Origin of the sequence: Tateyamaria omphalii, from assembly GCF_001969365.1 — a bacterium.
Lineage (GTDB): Bacteria > Pseudomonadota > Alphaproteobacteria > Rhodobacterales > Rhodobacteraceae > Tateyamaria > Tateyamaria omphalii_A.
In genome coordinates this window covers 1,786,409-1,805,192 of sequence record NZ_CP019312.1, presented here as the reverse complement: position 1 = coordinate 1,805,192, position 18,784 = coordinate 1,786,409, and the positions used below count along the sequence as shown (strand labels likewise).

General features: G+C 61.4%; 16 protein-coding genes. 9 read left to right on the top strand and 7 right to left on the bottom strand.

The window, feature by feature from the left end:
* Positions 1–98: 98 nt before the first annotated feature.
* From BWR18_RS08990 to BWR18_RS08980, 3 genes are all read left to right on the top strand, one after another.
* Positions 99–1,007 (top strand): hypothetical protein, encoded by a 909-nt coding sequence (locus BWR18_RS08990; protein ID WP_076627657.1) that lies wholly within the window; start codon positions 99–101, stop codon positions 1,005–1,007.
* Positions 1,008–1,157: 150 nt separating this feature from the next.
* Complete coding sequence (locus BWR18_RS08985) at positions 1,158–2,441, top strand: DUF3422 family protein (protein ID WP_076630216.1); 1,284 nt, start codon at positions 1,158–1,160, stop codon at positions 2,439–2,441.
* Positions 2,442–2,538: 97 nt separating this feature from the next.
* The gene (locus BWR18_RS08980) at positions 2,539–3,396 is read left to right on the top strand and encodes a transporter substrate-binding domain-containing protein (protein ID WP_076627656.1); all 858 of its coding nucleotides are present in this window, start codon (positions 2,539–2,541) and stop codon (positions 3,394–3,396) included.
* A gap of 21 nt (positions 3,397–3,417) precedes the next feature.
* On the opposite strand, the gene BWR18_RS08975 is transcribed toward BWR18_RS08980, so the two are convergent.
* The 3 genes from BWR18_RS08975 to BWR18_RS08965 form a co-directional block, all read right to left on the bottom strand.
* Positions 3,418–4,413 (bottom strand): ABC transporter permease, encoded by a 996-nt coding sequence (locus tag BWR18_RS08975; protein ID WP_076627655.1) that lies wholly within the window; start codon positions 4,411–4,413, stop codon positions 3,418–3,420.
* Complete coding sequence (locus tag BWR18_RS08970; protein WP_076627654.1) at positions 4,406–5,413, bottom strand: ABC transporter permease; 1,008 nt, start codon at positions 5,411–5,413, stop codon at positions 4,406–4,408. The genes BWR18_RS08975 and BWR18_RS08970 overlap by 8 nt, the downstream gene beginning before the upstream one ends.
* Before the next feature lie 79 nt (positions 5,414–5,492).
* Positions 5,493–7,190 (bottom strand): peptide ABC transporter substrate-binding protein, encoded by a 1,698-nt coding sequence (locus BWR18_RS08965; protein ID WP_076630215.1) that lies wholly within the window; start codon positions 7,188–7,190, stop codon positions 5,493–5,495.
* A 293-nt stretch (positions 7,191–7,483) separates the two neighbouring features.
* Between BWR18_RS08965 and BWR18_RS08960 the strand changes: the two genes are divergently transcribed.
* The gene (locus tag BWR18_RS08960; RefSeq protein WP_076627653.1) at positions 7,484–9,316 is read left to right on the top strand and encodes an ABC transporter ATP-binding protein; all 1,833 of its coding nucleotides are present in this window, start codon (positions 7,484–7,486) and stop codon (positions 9,314–9,316) included.
* On the opposite strand, the gene BWR18_RS08955 is transcribed toward BWR18_RS08960, so the two are convergent.
* Positions 9,310–9,759 (bottom strand): HIT family protein, encoded by a 450-nt coding sequence (locus tag BWR18_RS08955; RefSeq protein ID WP_076627652.1) that lies wholly within the window; start codon positions 9,757–9,759, stop codon positions 9,310–9,312. The genes BWR18_RS08960 and BWR18_RS08955 overlap by 7 nt on opposite strands.
* Before the next feature lie 87 nt (positions 9,760–9,846).
* On the opposite strand from BWR18_RS08955, the gene argE reads away from it, so the two are divergent.
* The 4 genes from argE to BWR18_RS08935 all read left to right on the top strand — a co-directional run bounded on the left by argE (position 9,847) and on the right by BWR18_RS08935 (position 14,812).
* Positions 9,847–11,001: an acetylornithine deacetylase gene (argE, locus tag BWR18_RS08950; protein WP_076627651.1), complete on the top strand. Its 1,155-nt coding sequence runs from the start codon at positions 9,847–9,849 to the stop codon at positions 10,999–11,001.
* A gap of 102 nt (positions 11,002–11,103) precedes the next feature.
* Positions 11,104–12,450, top strand: coding sequence for an NAD(P)/FAD-dependent oxidoreductase (locus BWR18_RS08945; protein ID WP_076630214.1), 1,347 nt, complete (start codon positions 11,104–11,106; stop codon positions 12,448–12,450).
* A gap of 13 nt (positions 12,451–12,463) precedes the next feature.
* Positions 12,464–13,630: a M20 aminoacylase family protein gene (locus BWR18_RS08940; RefSeq protein WP_076627650.1), complete on the top strand. Its 1,167-nt coding sequence runs from the start codon at positions 12,464–12,466 to the stop codon at positions 13,628–13,630.
* Between the two features lie 15 nt (positions 13,631–13,645).
* Positions 13,646–14,812 (top strand): M20 aminoacylase family protein, encoded by a 1,167-nt coding sequence (locus BWR18_RS08935; protein WP_076627649.1) that lies wholly within the window; start codon positions 13,646–13,648, stop codon positions 14,810–14,812.
* Positions 14,813–14,861: 49 nt separating this feature from the next.
* Here BWR18_RS08935 and BWR18_RS08930 read toward each other — a convergent pair whose 3' ends face one another.
* The 3 genes from BWR18_RS08930 to moaA are packed head-to-tail and all read right to left on the bottom strand — an operon-like array spanning position 14,862 to position 18,214.
* Positions 14,862–15,911, bottom strand: a complete 1,050-nt coding sequence (locus BWR18_RS08930; RefSeq protein ID WP_076627648.1) for a glycosyltransferase family 4 protein — start codon at positions 15,909–15,911, stop codon at positions 14,862–14,864.
* Positions 15,904–17,199, bottom strand: coding sequence for a 3-deoxy-D-manno-octulosonic acid transferase (locus BWR18_RS08925; RefSeq protein WP_076627647.1), 1,296 nt, complete (start codon positions 17,197–17,199; stop codon positions 15,904–15,906). The genes BWR18_RS08930 and BWR18_RS08925 overlap by 8 nt, the downstream gene beginning before the upstream one ends.
* A 7-nt stretch (positions 17,200–17,206) precedes the next feature.
* Positions 17,207–18,214: a GTP 3',8-cyclase MoaA gene (gene moaA, locus BWR18_RS08920; RefSeq protein WP_076627646.1), complete on the bottom strand. Its 1,008-nt coding sequence runs from the start codon at positions 18,212–18,214 to the stop codon at positions 17,207–17,209.
* A 77-nt stretch (positions 18,215–18,291) separates the two neighbouring features.
* Here moaA and BWR18_RS08915 point away from each other — a divergent pair, with 77 nt between their 5' ends.
* Entirely contained in the window at positions 18,292–18,741 is a 450-nt protein-coding gene (locus BWR18_RS08915) for a hypothetical protein (protein ID WP_076627645.1), read from the top strand.
* Positions 18,742–18,784: the final 43 nt, after the last annotated feature.

Genomic DNA, 18,784 nt, shown 5'->3' with positions numbered 1-18,784 from the left:
ATTCACCTTACTGGACGGGGAAAAGGCGGGGGGTGTCCCCGCCTTTTCCATTTTCGGCCCCATTGATTTTTGCGGGTGTTTCGGCACGAAATACCCGCATGAAACTGGAAAAGAGACATCGCGAGGCGGGGGCGCTGGCCGAGCGCGAAGGCTTCTGCCATGTGATGCGCCGCCATGCGGCGATGTTCTTTGATCGTGGGCCTGCGCGCCTGGTCGTGACCTTTGACAATCTGGTCAGCCCCAATGCGCCCCTTCCGCACTACCCGTGGGCCTATTCCTTCGTGGAGCGCATGGGCGCGTCGCATCTGGGGCTGATCATGTCGGGGCCGGAGGATTGGTTCCGGCACGAGGATGTGCTGGATTTCTTTGATATCCTGCAGGATGACGGGTTCTTTTCCCGCTTTGGCGAGGTGGTTTTCTACGGCAGTTCCATGGGCGGCTATGGTGCGTTGACCTTTGCGCGGGCGGCGCCGGGCTGCAGGGTTGTGGCCTTTGTCCCCCAGACGCAGCTTGATCCGGTCGTTGTCCCGTTCGAGACGCGCTATCGGCAAGAACACGCACGGGGGCAGTGGTGGGGTCGATATCTGGACGGGGTGGATGGGGCGCGGGCCGCCGCGGCCGTCTATGTTCTGTACGATCCCTATTTCGCGCCGGACGCGCAGCATGTGGCGCGGCTTGATCCGGCAAACATGGTGCCCATGCGTTTGCCCTGGTCCACCCATCAGGCCGGTCCGGTCTTACGCCGCAGCGGGCAGCTGGCGCACGTGCTGGAAAGCGCGTTTTCGGGACGTTTGGACGCGCAAGGGTTTCGCCGCGCCGTGCGTGGGGCAGGGCGGTCGGGCATGGGTGCCCGCCTGATCTTGCGTGCCGGGTTGGAACGGGGGCATCCGGCCCTGGTGCAGCAGGTTCTGCAGGGCTTGCGCGCAAGCCATCCAGACTGGGATTTTCCGATGCTGCGCCAAGCGGCGCGCCATGCCCTGTACGCTGACGAGAGCGCAAACCGCTGAAAAGGCGAGGCTTTCCAGCCTCGATTTTAGCAGGAATGCGCGCTGCCGTATACCATTGCATTCTGTTAACACACTGAAAAACAAGAGAAATGCGTTTGCATTGACCACATTTCGCGTTACATGAGCAACAAAGACGACGCCGGAGCAGATATGGCCCCCATCGAAGACCACCCCTTGCGCTACAAGCTGGCGAATGAGCTGCACGCGCGCCCTTTTCCGTCAATGCGCGCACCCTGCGCGGCGGCCTATGTGGCGTTCAAGCAGCCCGAGATGGCAGCAAATCGCGACCGGTCGCTGGATCTGGAGCATTTGCAGGCGCTTCTGGACCGTCATGGTGCGCCGCATCCGCAGCCGGGCGCCACGCACTACTACGGACAAATCGGACGCCACTGGCTGAAATGGGAACAACATACCGAGTTCGTGACCTACACGATCTTCTCTGAAGGGGTGGAGGACCGCCCGTTTGATCCCCGCGCCTTCGATCCCTTTCCGCAGGAGTGGCTGGAAGCGGCCCCGGGGCAGCGTGTGACATCCATCCTGATCCGGGTGGAGCAGCGCCGGAAAGATGAAGAGATACGTGCGTGCCTGTCTGATTGGTTTGTGCCGGAAAGCCTGGCCGTGAGCTCGGTTCTGGACGACGCCGCCGTGATGGCAGGGGATTTTAGGATCGACCAGAACGGGCACATGCGCTTTGCCGTCTTTGCGTCCGAGGGAACCGGGCAGCGTCGAGTGGGCAGGATCGTGCAGCGTCTGTGCGAGATTGAGACCTATAAATCCATGTCGATGTTGGGCTTTGCTCGTGTCCGTGGGATGGGTGGGCAATTGACGGCGCTGGACACCCGGCTCATTGAACTGGTCGAGACCATGTCAGGCGAGCGGTCGGAGGCTGAGGCGACGCTTAAGGCGCTTTTGGAGATTTCAGCGGAGCTGGAGACGTTGGCGGCGCAGTCCTCCTTCCGGTTTGGTGCGACCTGGGCCTATGAGGCCATTGTGAACGAACGGATCGAGGCGCTGCGCGAGGACCGCTATGAGGGGCGCCAGACCTTTGCCGAGTTCATGATGCGCCGCTACCAACCCGCCATGCGCACCGTGCGGTCCGCCGAAGAGCGCCTGGCCGCGATGTCGAACCGGGGCGTGCGCGCGGCGAACCTGCTGCGGACACGGGTCGATGTGGAGCGGTCCGCGCAGAACCAGGCGCTGCTGGAAAGCATGGACAAGCGGTCGGACCTGCAACTGCGTCTGCAGCGGACGGTCGAGGGGTTGTCGGTTGTCGCCATCAGCTATTACGCGGTGTCGCTGGCTGGATACATCCTTTATCCCCTGGAAGAGCCCACGGGCCTGTCGAAGGGGTTCCTGACCGCGCTGGTGACTGTGCCTGTGGTCTTGTTGGTCTGGGGGTTGATCCGGCGGTTGCGCAGGGCCGTGGAGAGGTAGGCACATATTGCGGCTGCCGTGAGCAGGCTGATATGTTGTGGCATCACCGGGCTGGCCACACGCACAATATGCCATCGCGAAACGATCTTTTAACGCTATGACCGCAACGATCACGACGGTTGTATCGGCGCAAGCGGCACGACGCACATGGAGGGACATTATCGGTCGACATTGGCATCACGACATCGCGTCCTTCTTGCGCGGCCTTGTTCTGACGGCATTGCTGGTGCTTTCGGGGCCGTCTCGCGTATGGGCCGATGACGTCTCTGTGTGGATCTACCACAACTATCCCCCGTTCATCATCGACATCGCAGAGGAGCGCGGGTTGAGTTACGATCTGGCACGGCTTTTGACCGACGCGTCGGACGGCGCCTTTCAGTTCAACGTGATGGTGTTGCCACGGCAAAGACTGAACCAGCGGCTTGGGGCTGGCCAGCCGGGGCTGGTGATGTGGGTGAACCCGGCCTGGTTTGGCGACACGGAGCGGACCGCATTCCGTTGGACAGATTCGATCCTGAGCGACCGGAATGTTGTGATTTCACCCATGGAGGCGCCGTTTGAGTATCATGGCCCGCGCTCATTGACCGGTATGACTTTGGTTGGCGTGCGCGGTCACCGGTATCAGGATGTCGACGGGTTGGTCGGTGACGGACTGGTCGAAAGGGTCGACTTGCGATCCGAGCGAAATCTGGTTCAGTTCATCGCCAGCAACAGGGGGCGCGTCGCGATTGTTGCGGACTCTGCTGTGCAATACTTTGTTCAAGATCTTGCATTGGGCGACGCTGTCCATGTCGCCGAACAGCCGCACTCGCAGTATCAGCGTTACATTCTGGTGCAACCGCAACTGTCGGCGGCGCACGATTTTCTGGAAGAGGCGGTGCCGGTCATCATGGCATCGCCCGCGTGGGCCGATGTAGTCGAGCGCTACGGCCTCACTGTGTTTGCCGCGCCGTAGTTGTTGCTCTGTCTTAAGGCCTTAGCGCCCGCGAATGCGCGGATCCAGCGCGTCGCGTAGGCCATCGCCCAGGTAGTTCACGCTCAGCACAGTCAGCGAGATCATGACGCCTGGCAGCATGACCCGTTCGGGATAATCCTGCATTCTTGGCACCGCGTCAGACAGGAGCTTGCCCCAGGTCGGGAAATCGGACGGGAAGCCTACGCCCAGGAAGGACAGCGCACTTTCAGTGATGATCGCCGTGGCGAGCCCCAGCGTGGCTGACACGACGACGGGTGAGATCACGTTGGGCAGCAGGTGGCGCCGGATGATCGCGCCCGACGACGTGCCGATAGAGCGCGCGGCCAGGATGAACTCCCGCTCTTTCAGCGCGAGGATGTCGCCGCGCACGATCCGGGCGGTCGGCATCCAGTTGGTCAGGCCGATGACCCCCACGATCAGCACGAACATGCCCGCTTCGGGTCCGCCGAAGGTGCTGGTCAGTGGCTGTCGGAACAATGTCACGGCCAGCAGAACCAGCGGCAGGATCGGCAGCGACAGGACCAGATCGGTAAAGCGCATGAGCCAGAAGTCGAGCCGGCGGAAATAGCCGGACAGAACCCCGACCAGCGTGCCGATCACAAGGGCGAGCAGCATCGCGGCCCAGCCCACGGCCATGGACACCCGCCCGCCCGCGATAATCGTCGCGAGGATGTCGCGCCCGAGGTTGTCAGTGCCCAGCGGGCGGTGCCACCCCGTCTTGGCCGTGCTGTCCCAAAGCGCAACCCAGATGGGCCGCATGTCCCGGTTGCGGATATCAAGCGCCTGGGCGTCAATCGTCCAGATGTAAGGGCCGAACAGAACGCCCAGGGTGACGAACATCAGGAACGCACCGCCGAACATGGCGCCCTTGTGGCGGCGGAACTGGTGCCAGACATCGCGCCACTGGCTGGATGGGGCCGTGCTGACCACCTTGTCTTGCAGAGCGGTGATGAATTCGGCGTCGGCCTCGGGACCGGAGGGGACAGGGTCAGTCATAGCGGATCCTCGGGTCGAGCACGCCGTAAAGCACATCAGCGATCAGGTTGAACAGGACGATCAGGATGGCGAAGATGAAGGTCAGCGTCATCACACCGGGCAGGTCATTTGCATAGAGCCAGGTCAGCAGGAGCTGACCGATGCCGTTCACCTTGAACACGTTTTCCGTGATGATCGCGCCACCGAAGATGGCGGGCACGCCAAGGGCGATCACTGTGACCACGGGGATCATCGAGTTGCGCACCACGTGGACTATGACCACGACACTTTCCTTCAGCCCCTTGGCCCGCGCTGTGCGCACATAGTCCTGGTTGAGGTTGTCGAGCATTGCGCCGCGCATGTAGCGCGAGATTTGTGCCGTGGTCTGAAGGGCAAGCACCATGACCGGCATGATCATTTGCTGGAACTGGATTTTGAAGCTGGCCCAGTCGTTGACGACATGGGTGGTGTCATAGATCGAGGGCAGCCAGCCCAGATACACCGAAAAGATCACGATCAGCAGCGGGCCGGTAAAGAAGGGCGGGATCGAAAAGCCGATCATCGTGACGAACGTGCCGGTTTGATCGAAGATCGAATAGTGTCGGTAGGCCGAATAGATGCCGATGGGCAGGGCAATGAGGATGCCGACCACATAGGCCAGCCCCACGACCCATAGCGTCTGTGGCAGCCGCTGCACAACGATGTCCATAACGGGTGACCGGGTCTGCCATGAAATCACGCGCTGTTTACCTTCGGAGAAGGATGTGCCGAACCAATGGTCGATCAGCACCTGCGGTTCGATCCAGAAGAACTGGACCAGCCATTTCCAGTACTGGATGTACCATGCCTCGCCCAGACCCAGGGCCTGGCGCATCTTTTCCTTGACCTCGGGGGGGACGGTCAGGGGCACCTGTGCCATGGGATCGCCCGGCGCAAGTTGCAACAACCCGAAGATGACGAAGCTGATGAAGAGCAGCGTCGGGATCGACAAGAGCAGTCTGCGGATGGAGTAGGTCAGCATGACTCACGGGCCTCTTTTCGGGGTCTTGTTTTTGTGTCGGGGCTAGGGTGGGCAAAAGTGCCCACCCTATGGTTCTGGGTCACTCGGTGCGGTGCCAATCGGCGATATTCCACAGCTCGCTGTCCCACGAGTTCATGCGCACACCACCAAGTGTGTTGGAACGTGCCGAGATGTCGCCGCGGTGCGTCAGCGGGATCATGGCCCCGTTGGTCACTGCCATGTCGTTCAACTCACGACCGATGCGCGCCCGTTCCTCAAGGTCCGAGGTTTGAGCAAGCGTATTCCAAAGGGCGTCATATTCTTCCATGCAGAACCTCGAGATATTCTCACCTTGCCACTGCGATGCCGGACTGGGCGCCTTGTCGCAGAGCATGTTGGCCAGATACGCTTGCGGGTCTGTGCCCGAGAAGGTGTTGGTGTACATCTCGACATCGGCATAGAAGCGTTGGAACGTGTCTGGGCTGCCCGCGTCGCCACCGAAGAACACAGACGCGTCGATGTTGCGCAGCTCGGTTTCGATACCGATCTGGCTCCACCAGTCCTTGATGAGCGCCTGATAGTCCTGGCGGATCGAGTTGGTCGAGGTCTGATAAAGGATCGACAGCGGCACGCCGTCTTTCTCGCGGATGCCATCGCCGTTGGTGTCGACGATGCCTGCTTCGTCCAGCATGGCGTTTGCGGCGTCGATATCCTGCGTGTCGCAGGTCAGCGTGTCGGAGTTGTAGGCCGCCGGAGCAGGGATCCAGTTGCAGGTTACCTGACCACCCGCGCCATAGCCGATTTCGGCCAGCAGAACGCGGTCAATGGCCAACGACATAGCATTGTACACGACCGGATCAGACAGGAACGGGTGTGGACGGATGACGGCGCGCTCGTCTGGGCCCAACGCCGGGTCAGGGTTGGTGTTGTTCAGCATAATCCGCTCGACCGAGGGGCCAAAGCTGGTCATCAACTCGCCGTTGCCCACACTTTCCATCGTGGCCAAGACGTCCGGCGCGACCTGCAGGTTCCAGGCGTAGTCGAACTCGCCTGTCTCAAGCACGGTACGTGCCGCGCCCACGGCATCGCCGCCGCCCTTGAAGTTGATCTTTGCAAAGGCGGGCTTGGCCGGATCACGGTAGTTCGGATTGGCAGACAATGTAATCACGTCGTTGGGGCGGAATTCGTCAACAACAAACGGACCAGTGCCGACAGGGTTGAAGTTCTGTTCGGTGCAGGTGGGGGCGGCGGCGCCCATGCACTGCTCGAACTGCGCTTTCTGGATGACCGGGCTTTCCGCGCCGCCGAATGCTGCGAACGGGTAGGGCGTCGGGCTGGCAAAGTTGATGACAACTGTTTGCGCGTCGGGCGTCTCGATGCTCTCGATGCCCTCGAATTTGGTGATCTGCGCACAGCCGCCTTCGGGGTGGGTGCAATATTCATATGTGAATTTCACATCCTCGGATGTGAGCGGCGTGCCGTCAGACCACAAGATACCCTCGGTGAGCGTCCATGTTATGGTCTTCAGGTCTTCGGAGATGCCGCCATTTGCGACGCTGGGAATTTCGGTGACGAGCCAGGGCTGGATTTCTCCGTTTTCGTCAAAACGGATCAGCGGTTCGATCACCATGGAAGACGCTTCGACTTCCTTTGTGCCGCCGGACAGGAACACGTTCATTGTGGACGGCGCTTGCCAGTAGATGATGTTCACCTGTCCGTCCGAGCCGCGCTCGGCAAAGGCGGCAGGGGCCAGCGCAGTGGTGGCCACAGCACCCATCAGAAGGGATTTCAGGGACATGTCATACTCCTTGTTGGACCGCAGGTTTGCCCCGCGCGTCAGTTTCATACCACGTGGCACGCGGTACAGTTTCAGCCTGGGGAGTGGAAGACATACGCGTTAACCCACGGTTTCCCCGTGATTTTTACTCTTGGCCCCCCAAGCATATACAATCATCGAAACAGCTTTTGGCGAAAATGCAAGCGTTGCGTGCGGTCAGCGAACAATTTCGTAGGTCAATGTTTGACAGTGCCTGCCCCTTCGCCCACTGTTGAGAAAATTCGAGCCACACAGGCTCAATCGCGGGGATAGAAATGCTCGATCAGACCGATACGGCGCCGATTGCGAACATACAAAATCTGCGGGTTGAATTTCAGACCAAAGACGGACCGGTTGTTGGGGTGGAGGATGTGTCCTTTGTCGTCCATGCGGGAGAAACCGTTTGCGTCGTGGGCGAGTCCGGTTCGGGCAAATCGGTGTCGTCCCTGTCATTGATGCGCCTGGTCGAGTTTGGCGGCGGTGAAATTGCGGGAGGCCGCCTGGTGTTTGATCGCAAAGAGGCCGACGCCGTCGATCTTGCCACCACCGATCAGGAATTGATGCGCACCATTCGTGGCAACGAAATTGGCATGATTTTCCAAGAGCCGATGACGGCGCTGAACCCGGTCTTTACGGTGGGTCGCCAATTGACCGAAGGACTGCGGCTGCACAAGAAGCTGAGCAAGCGGCAGGCCGAAGAGCGCGCACTGTCACTGCTGCAGCAGGTGCGTATCCCTGAGCCGCAGCGCCGTATGAAGCAATATCCGCACGAACTGTCCGGCGGCATGCGGCAGCGTGTGGTGATTGCCATGGCGCTGGCGTGCGAGCCACGCCTTTTGATCGCAGATGAGCCAACCACCGCCCTGGATGTGACCATCCAGGCCGAGATCCTTGCACTGATGGACCGGCTGAAACGCGAAACGGGTACGGCGGTGATGTTCATCACCCATGACATGGCCGTTGTTGCGCAGATGGCAGACCGCGTTGTCGTGATGTTCCGCGGCAACAAGGTCGAGGAAGGCCCCGTTGCCCAGATTTTCGAGAACCCGCAGCATCCCTATACCAAGGCACTATTGGCGGCTGTCCCCAAACTGGGAGAGATGCGCGGCAAGGCCTGCCCTGAGCCCATGAAGCTTCTGGGCCGCGATCAGGCCGAGATTGCCCCTATTCCCGGCACCGAAGATACGTTGCTGGAAGTGCGCAATCTGACCACGCGCTTTGCGGTCAAGGGCGGGTTTTTTCGGAGAACAATTGCAAACGTCCACGCGGTCGAGGATGTGTCCTTCACGATCAACAAAGGTCAGACGCTCAGCCTGGTGGGCGAGTCCGGCTGCGGAAAATCATCTGCCGGGCGGTCCATCTTGCGTTTGGTCGAGCCGCAATCGGGCGAGATCGTTCTGGATGGCCGCGACATCGTGGCGCTGAACGAGCGTGACCTGCGCGATGCGCGTCAGGATATGCAGATGATATTTCAGGACCCGTTCGCATCCCTGAATCCGCAGATGCAGTTGGTCGACCAGGTGGCGGAACCGATGCAGAATTACGGGATGTTCAAGGGAGCGGAAGGGCAGAAACGCGTCGAGATGCTGTTTGACCGGGTGGAGCTGCCCCGCAGCTTCATGCGCCGTTATCCGCATGAGTTATCCGGCGGGCAGCGTCAAAGGGTCGCCATCGCCCGTGCGCTTGCCCTGAACCCCAAACTGATCATCGCGGATGAGGCGGTGTCGGCCCTGGATGTATCTGTGCAGGCGCAGGTTTTGAACCTGATGATGGAATTGCAGTCCGAGCTGGGCCTGTCTTTCCTCTTCATTTCCCATGACATGGCCGTGGTCGAACGGGTCAGTCACTACGTCGGCGTCATGTATCTGGGCCGTATCGTCGAAATGGGGCCGCGAGCGCGCGTGTTCGAGAACCCGCAACATCCCTATACCCAAGCGCTGATGAAAGCTGTGCCCATTGCAGACCCGCGCAGGCGCAAAGCCGAAAAAGATCTGAACTTCAAGCCCATCCCGTCGCCGATTCATCCTGTGGATTACGAACCGGCACCATCGGAATACACGGAAGTGGAGCCGGGCCATCTGGTGCTGACCACCGACAGCGGCTACTGATCCCCGCGCAGCCTTGCGGCGTCCGCATCAAGGTCGGCACGCTCTCGCATTGGCACAGCATCATGCGCGATCCGGAACCCGGTATCCGTGCGCACGATATGCTTGGCTGAGACGATGTCACCGCTGTCCCGCAGGGGCACAACGTTCAGATGTGCATGCGGCACGCCAAACCCGTGCACCACGTAACCCACCCGCTTCGGGGCATAGACCTGCATCATCCGGCGTCCGAGCCGCTGGCCGACAACCATGATATGTGCCGCCAGATCGTCGGGCATATCGGTGAAATGGTCGATATGCACAAGCGGGATCACCATGAACTCGCCCGCATGAAGGGGACGCAGGTTCATAAAGGCAATACATCTGTCGTCGTGGTGCACGATGCTTGCTGGTGCATCGCCCGCGATGATCGCGCAGAACACGCAATGGGCGCTATCATGCTTCATACTGCCACGCCGTTGCTTGCCCTGTGTTTTCGACTGGAGGTGGGGTATCACTATGCCTAAGCTGAACGGGCTTCAAATGGGATCCATATGACACGCAAGATGACGCCGCTTGAGCTGATGACAAAGCTTGTCAGCTTTCCCACTGTGAGCAGGGATACGAACTTGCCGCTGGTGGATTGGATTGAGAATTACCTGAACGACCACGGCATCACAGCGCATCGCTACCGTCATCCCGATCAGCCCAAGGCAGCGCTGTTTGCGCATGTTGGCCCTGAGGTGGAAGGAGCGGTTGTTCTGTCGGGCCATACGGATGTGGTGCCGGTGGATGGCCAGCCCTGGGACACGGACCCTTTTACGGTGACCGAGAAAGAGGGCAGGTATTTCGGGCGCGGCACCTGCGACATGAAGGGCTTTGATGCCCTGGCCATCTGGGCGCTGGTCGAGGCGCATTATGCGGCCAAACCCATGCAGCTAGCGCTGAGCTTTGACGAGGAAATCGGCTGCCTCGGTGCCCCGCCGATGATTGCCGCCATGCAAGGTCTGGTGCCAAAAGGCGGTCCGGTCATCGTTGGTGAACCGTCGATGATGAAGGCGGTGACAGGCCACAAGGGCGGGCAGGGCTTTGACACGCATGTTGTCGGATTTGAGGTCCATTCGTCTTTGCTGCCGCAAGGCGTAAGTGCGATCCTCGAAGGCGCAAAAATCATTGATTTTGCCAACCAGCGGAATGCCGAAAACATGGCCGCGCAGCCCTCGGCGCTGGCCGCGATGTTCGATCCGCCCTTTACCACCTGGCATGTGGGGCAAGTGGTTGGTGGAACGGCGCAAAACATCACCGCCAAGGATTGCAGGTTTGCCATGGATTTCAGGGCTGTGCCCGGCGATGACATCGTCGCGTTGAAAGAGGCGTATCTTGCCCATGTCGCGGATGTCGAGCGTGGAATGCAAGCTGTTCACCCCGACACGCGGGTGGATATAGACATCCGCTTTGAGGTGCCGCCACTGACCCCAGAAGAAGACGGGGCTGCCGAACGCATCGTGCGTGCCATTACGGGCGATAATGGTACACACGTGGTCAGCTATGGGACGGAAGCCGGGCAGTTTCAGGCGGCGGGCTACTCTGCCGTCGTGTGCGGACCCGGTGATATCGGCCAAGCGCACCAACCCAATGAATTCATCACCGTGGCTCAGTTCGAGGCGGGCCATGCGTTCATGCGTGATCTGGTGGCCCGTGTTGCATAGGGCTGCGTTTTGCACCGCGCAGCCCGCGTCGACATGGGCGCGTTTTTTGGTTCAGCAGTTCTTTCTGCGTCAGAAAGCTGCCGCAAACCGCGTCGGTTTGAGGTGACCCGTTTTCCCATCCACGGTGCCACGCCCGTGACGTGGCCCGGACCGCCACCCGATGCCGCCGATGTGGTTGTCATCGGCGGCGGGGTCATCGGGGTCTGCACAGCGCTTTATCTGGCCGAGGCAGGGAAATCCGTCGCTCTGCTGGAAAAGGGACGGGTTGCGGGTGAGCAGTCCAGCCGCAATTGGGGCTGGATCCGGCAGCAGGGGCGGGATCCCGACGAGTTGCCGATCATGGCCGAAGCCAATGCGCTCTGGCGCGATCTGGCGCAGCGCACAAATGTGGACATCGGGTTGATCCAGGGCGGCGTCACCTACCTTGCGAAGACACAGGACGACCTTGCCCGTTACGCGGCATGGTTATCGCACGCACAGGTGCATGATGTGGACAGTCGTCTTTTGAGCCAGGCAGAGATTGCGGACCTGATCCCCGGCATGGCGCGTCCCTATGCGGGCGCTCTTTATACAGCATCGGACATGCGCGCCGAACCGTGGGTGGCGGTCCCGGCACTCGCCGGTGTGGCCGCACGGGCCGGCGCCAACGTGATCGAAAACTGCGCTGTCCGCGCCCTCGACATCGAAGGGGGGCGCGTGGCCGGTGTGATCACCGAAGCCGGGCGGATCAGGACCTCGGAAGTTGTCCTAGCCGGTGGTGCGTGGTCCTCTCTCCTTCTGCGCCGCCATGGTATCGCGCTGCCGCAATTGTCCGTTCGTGCGACAGTGGCGGCGACGGGGCCAATGCCGATGGTCTATCCCGGTGGGGCAGCCGATGATCGCATCGCCTTCCGTCCGCGCAAAGACGGCGGTTATTCCCTTGCGGCCGGAGGATTTCATGAACTGTTCATTGGCCCGGATGCCTTCCGCGCCTTGTCCAAGTATCTCACCCAATTGCGGGCCGACCCTTTCGGAACGCGCTTCATGCTAAAGGCGCCTAAGGGGTATCCCGACGCCTGGTCCACGCCTCGCAAGTGGGATGCGGATGGGCCAAGTCCTTTTGAGGCCATGCGCATTCTCAATCCGGCCCCTAACAGGCGGAAGGTTGATCAGTTGACCCGTGACTTTCACGAGGTGCTACCGGGCCTCGGGCCGGTGCGGATCAAGACGGCCTGGGCCGGGATGATAGATACGATGCCGGATGTTGTACCCGTCGTGGACCGGGTTGCAGCATTGCCTGGCCTGACCATCGGCACGGGCATGAGCGGTCACGGTTTCGGCATCGGGCCGGGCATGGGAAAAGTCCTTGCTGCTCTGGTCATGGGCGACGATCCGGGTCATGTTCTGAAAAGGTTCCGCCTGAGCCGCTTTTCCGACGGCAGCAAGATGCGCCTCGGCCCCTCTGTCTGACAGGATCTGCCCCATGCCCATCAAGAACCGCCTTGCCGAAACCCACGCCGAGATCACCGGCTGGCGCCGTCACCTGCATGCGCATCCCGAACTGGACTATGACGTGCACGAAACCGCTGCTTTCGTGGTCGATCGACTACGTGAGTTTGGTGTGGACGACATCACGACGGGCATCGGTAAGACCGGTGTGGTGGCCGTGATCAAGGGCAAGACGGACACCAAAGGTCGTGTCGTTGGACTGCGCGCCGACATGGATGCGTTGCCGATCGAAGAGGCGACGGGCCTTGATTACGCGTCAAAGCATCCGGGCAAGATGCACGCCTGCGGCCATGACGGCCATACGTCGATCTTGCTGGGGGCGGCGCAGTACCTCGCCGAGACGCGCAATTTCGATGGCACTGCCGTGCTGGCGTTTCAACCCGCAGAAGAGGGCGGCGGTGGGGGCCGAGAGATGGTCAATGACGGGCTGATCGACCGCTGGGGCATTCAAGAGGTCTACGGCCTGCACAACTTGCCGGGACTGCCCACTGGGCAGTTTGCCATCCGTCCCGGTGCGCTTTTGGCGGCTGCTGATGAATTCACTGTTACTGTGACGGGCAAAGGGGGGCATGCCGCTGCGCCGCATCAGGCCGTTGATCCGAACGTGGCGGCGGCTCACATCATCCTCGGCCTCCAAAGCATTGCCAGCCGGAACGTGGACCCGCTGGCATCTGCCGTGGTGTCCGTCTGCGCCCTGCATTCCGACATCGACACACACAATATCATCCCGCAGGTCACGCGCATGACCGGCACGGTCCGGGCCCTGGACCCCGAAGTGCGTGATTTTGTGGAAGCGCGTGTGAAAGAGATCGCAACCGGCACCGGGCAGGCCCATCAATGCGACGTGCAGGTGGATTATACCATCGGCTATCCGGTCACGATCAACCACGATGCGCACACCGAATATGCCGCCGCCGCTGCACGCGCTGTTGCCGGGGATGTCATCACCGATTTTCCGCCGATCATGGCGGCCGAGGACTTCTCGTTCATGTTGAATGCCTGCCCAGGGGCCTACATTATGCTGGGCAACGGGGACGGGCCAATGGTCCACCACCCGGAATACCAGTTCGATGACGAGGCGATCCCGGCCGGGGCAAGCTGGTTTGTCGAGCTGGTGGAACAGCGGATGCCCGCGCAGTAGTCACAGGATTAACGAATGCCCATCAAGAACCGTTTTGCCGAAATGCATGCCGACATCGCCGCTTGGCGTCGTGACATCCACCAGCATCCCGAAATCCTGTTCGAAACCCATCGCACAAGCGCGCTGGTCGCCGAAAAGCTGCGCGCCTTTGGCTGTGACGACGTGGTCGAAGGCATCGGGCGGACCGGTGTCGTGGGCGTCATCAAGGGCAAGGCGGACGGCTCGGGCAAGGTAATCGGCCTGCGCGCCGACATGGATGCGCTGCCGATCCACGAACAGACGGGCGTGGAATACGCCTCGAAAACGCCGGGTGCCATGCATGCTTGCGGGCATGACGGACACACCGCCATGTTGCTTGGCGCAGCGCAATACCTGTCCGAGACGCGGAATTTCGACGGTACCGTTGTCGTGATCTTTCAGCCCGCCGAAGAGGGTGGGGGCGGCGGTCGCGAGATGTGCAACGATGGCATGATGGATCGCTGGGGCATTCACGAAGTCTATGGCATGCACAATTGGCCGGGGCGGCCCGTGGGAGAGTTCGCCATTCGGCCAGGTCCGTTCTTTGCCGCGACCGATCTTCTTGAGATCGAGTTCGAGGGGTTGGGTGGACATGCCGCCAAGCCGCAGGAGACCATCGACACGACCCTGATGGCGTCGCACGCGGTGACGATGCTGCAATCCATCGTGAGCCGGAATGCCGATCCGATCGACCGCATCGTGGTGTCGATCACGTCGTTCGAGACATCGTCGAAGGCCTTCAACGTGATCCCGCAGAAGGTGCAGATCATGGGAACCGTGCGCACCATGAGCCCCGAGGCGCGCGATCTGGCCGAAAAGCGTGTGGTTGAGATTTGCGAAGGTGTGGCAAGCACCTTCGGCGGTGTCGCGCGGGTCAATTACAACCGCAACTACCCGGTCATGGTAAACCACGACGCGCAAACGGAATTCGCCGCCGATGTGGCGCGCTCAGTCTCCGGTCAGTGTGATGAGGCACCGCTGGTGATGGGGGGCGAGGATTTCGCCTTTATGCTCGAAGAGCGGCCTGGTGCCTACATCCTTGTGGGCAACGGCGACACGGCGATGGTTCACCATCCCGAATACAACTTCAATGACGAGGCGATTCCGGCGGGCTGTTCCTGGTGGGCGGAGATTGTGGAGCAGCGGCTTCCCCTGGCGTCGTGACGGACGGGTGACGCTCCTGCCGGGGCAGATCGCCCCACCCACCGTCCCGTCAGTCGTTCAGGAGTTTCTTGTAGATCGCGATGATCGCGTCCGCTTCCTGTTGTAGCTGGAAGTGCTGGACCATATGCGCGCGGGCGCACTCGGACCATTTGGCTAGTTTGGGTGGGTCCGACAGAACCGCTTGCGTCGCCGCAACCATCTCGTCGACGTCGCCTGCGTCAATCAAAGTGCCGGTCTTTCCATCTAACACCAACTCATCGAACGCCCCGACGCGGGTTGCGATGGCCGGCGCGCCGCAGGCCATTGCCTCAAGCGGGGTCAGGCCGAACCCTTCCCAGCGCTGGGGCGCGACGTAGATGTCGAGCGCCTGGTAAAATCGGGGCGTCTCCCAGACAGGAACCTCCGGTAAAAACAACAGGCGGTCGGTCAGCCCCGCATCTTGCACCTGTGCCTTGAGGTCGTCGAGAAATGTCTGATCCTTGTCCACGGCCCGGCCCATGACGATGGCGGCGGCGTCTGGGTGATCGCCAAGCACGCGGATCATCGCGTCCACAAACACATCCGTGCCCTTTTGCGCGCGGATCCTGCCAAAGCACCCCATGAGCGGGCCGGTTGGCAGACCCAGTTCCGCCCGCAGCGCGGCCTTGTCTGGGTGGGGGGCAAACGTGTCGGTGTCTATGCCGTGGTGGATTACCGTGGCCGGGCATTCGAGATACCCGGCTGTCTTGTCCGACGTGGCGATGACTGCGTCCATGCGCCGGATCAGCGCCTTAGTCAGACCCGTATGGTGCCGCTGGCTGGCCGAGGTGAACAGCAGCTTGATCCGTTTGCCCAACAGTCCACGCAGGGCAAGACCAGCAATCATCTCCACGTTGCGGCGGGCATGCCAGACGCGCGGGCCAGAGGGGCCGCCGCGCGACATGGTCAGCAGCCTGGACCAATGCACATTCGGAACCTCATCCGGCATCTCGGGCGCGCAGGCGGTGATTGCGATGGACTGCGCCTGCAAAGGCACAAGTCGTGCCACCGTTGCTGTGACGCCCGACAGGCGCCGTTTGAAACTGGGCGCAATGACATCAATTTGGGCAAGGTCACGCATGCGGCCCCATAGCGTGGTCGTCCATCAGTGAAAAGAGCCGACCTGCAATCTGGTCCAGCGCCTCGGTGCCTGTGGGGGCGAGGGGGCGGGCGTTGCTCGCAAGCTGTGCAGCACGGCTGGGGTGGGTCAGGAGCGCCTCGACCTCGGTGGCCAGGACCGCGCCGTCGCGGACCTCTACACTCGCGTCCTTCATCAGGAATGCGGCATAGGCTTCGGCAAAATTGGCATAGTTCGGTCCATGCAGGATGGCCGTATGCGCGGCGGCAGGTTCAAAAGGCGTATGACCGCCGACATCGGAAAACGACCCGCCCAGAAACACGATGGGGCTCAGCGCGTACCACAGGTCCGTCTCGCCCATTGTGTCGGCCAGATAGACTTCGGCACCGTGGTCCAAATCACCGCGCGCACTGCGCTGTGCGACGCTCAGCCCTGCCTTTTCGATGAGGGCCAGAATGTCATCAGCCCGTTCGGGGTGGCGCGGCACAAGGATCAGGCACAGGTTCGGATATGCGCGCAGCAACGTCTTATGCGCGGCGAGCACCTGTTCTTCCTCGCCGGGATGGGTGGAGGCGGCGACCCAAACAGGGCGACCCGCCAGCCTGTTATGGGCCGCGTCCAGCGCCTGCGGTGTCACGCGCGGCGCGCCGAGAATGGATTTCAGGTTTGTACCTTGCTCTGCCGCATCCAGCCCCATGTCGCGCAGGTGATCCCGGCTGCGGCGGTCCTGGCAATGGGCCCAGGCGATGCCGCGCAGCACGTACGCTGCGGTGCCGGGATACTTCTTCCATCCGGCGGCACTGCGGTCCGAGAGGCGAGCGTTGAGAAGTGCGACCGGCAGGTGCCGCTCAGCGCAAAGGTTCAAAAGGTTCGGCCATAGCTCGGATTCCACCAGAACGCATAGGTCCGGACGCCAGTGCCCCAGAAAACGGGTGAGAGGACCAACCCCGTCAAGGGGGCTGAACTGATGCATGGCGCCATCGGGCAACCGGGTGGCAATCGCCTCGGCCGAGGTTGCAGTGCCCGAGGTCAGCAGGATCTGCGTGCCAGAGGCCACATCGCGGATGCGGGCAATCAGCGGTAGGACCGACTTCGCCTCGCCCACTGACGCGCCATGAAACCAGATCAGCGGGCCAAGCGGGCGCTCAAGCGTGGCATGGCCCAGCCGTTCATGGGCGCGGTGCACCGGCACCCCCGCGCGACGCAGCTTGCCGACCGCAGAGCGCGCGGCAAAGGGCAGGGCGACCGCGCTCAGCGCGCGGTAGAGCCGATAAAGGGCCGCTGGCCGCATTGTGGGGTTAGCCGCCTGTGTGGCTCATGTGGCGTGGCATCTGCCCGTCCAGCCGTTGGCGGGAATAGTCGAAATCATGCCCTTTGGGCTTGAGTGCGATGGCGGCGCGAATGGCCTCTTCCAGTGCCCGGTCATCATTGGGGAAATCCCGTAAAGGCGCGCGCAGATCTGCCATGTCTTCCTGGCCCAGGCACATGTAAATCTCCCCCGTGCAGGTGATGCGCACGCGGTTGCAACTTTCGCAGAAATTGTGGCTGAGCGGGGTGATAAAGCCGATCTTCTGACCGGTCTCCTCCAGCCGCACATAGCGGGCCGGGCCGCCAGTCCGTTCGGCCAGATCTGTGACGGTGTAGTGCTCGGCATAGCGTGCGCGCACGTCCTTGAGCGACCAGTACTGGCCCAAGCGGTCCTCATTGCCGATGTCACCCATGGGCATGACCTCGATCCAGGTCAGGTCCATGTCCCGTTCGGCGCACCATCGTGTGATCGTGGGCAACTCGTCTTCGTTGAACTCTTTGAGCGCCACGGCGTTCAATTTGATCCGCAGCCCTGCAGCCTGCGCCGCATCAATGCCGCGCAATACCTGAGGCAGGCGGCCCCAACGGGTGATATCCGCGAATTTCGCCTCGTCCAGCGTGTCCAGCGACACGTTCACCCGGCGCACACCGGCGGCATAGAGATCCTTGGCAAAGCGTTCGAGCTGGCTGCCGTTCGTGGTCAGCGTCAACTCTTTGAGCGTGCCCGCATCAAGATGGCGGCCCATGCCGTTGAAGAATGTCATGATGTCCCGGCGCACCAGCGGTTCACCGCCTGTGATCCGCAGCTTTTCAACACCAAGGCCCACAAAGGTCGAACACATGCGATCAAGCTCTTCGAGCGTCAGAAGCTCTTTTTTTGGCAAGAACGTCATGTTTTCCGACATGCAATAGACGCAGCGGAAATCGCACCGGTCGGTGACGGAAACGCGCAGGTAAGTAATCGCGCGCTGGAAGGGGTCGATCAATGGGGCAGTCATACGATAGTGGTAGGCATGGCGCGGCCCTCTCGCAAGGGGGGATCGCGGAATAAGGGACCAAAGTCGAGGTGTAAGCAATGCGGTGGATGATGTTCGGGGTTTGTGGTTTGGCCCTCTCGGCGTGTGACGTCGTCCCTCAATGGGCAGGCGGGACGCGGCCCGCGGCAGTGGTGGCTGAAGGCGATGAGCCTGTCGCGCCAGATGTTGCTGCCAAGCCGGAGGACGAGACGGTGATCGGAGCAGACGATGTCCTGGGGCCGGAGGGCGAAGTATCTATCGGAACGCTGGGCCGTACGGTTGCGTCTCTTGGCAATGCGGCAGAGCCGGGCCTTTGGCTTAAGACCCCTCTGGTCTCGGTCGAGCAGCCTGGCCGCGTTTACTATGACGCAACCAATACGACAGTTGATGTGACATTGATCCCGATTGATGGACCGGCGACGGCTGGCAGCCGCCTGTCATTGGCGGCGATGCAAGCGCTTGGCGCACCGCTGACCGGGTTGCCGGAGGTGGATGTCTTCGGTGGGTGACGTTCCTTGTCGCGCAAAATCAGTCGAATCCGGCGCCGTTTCG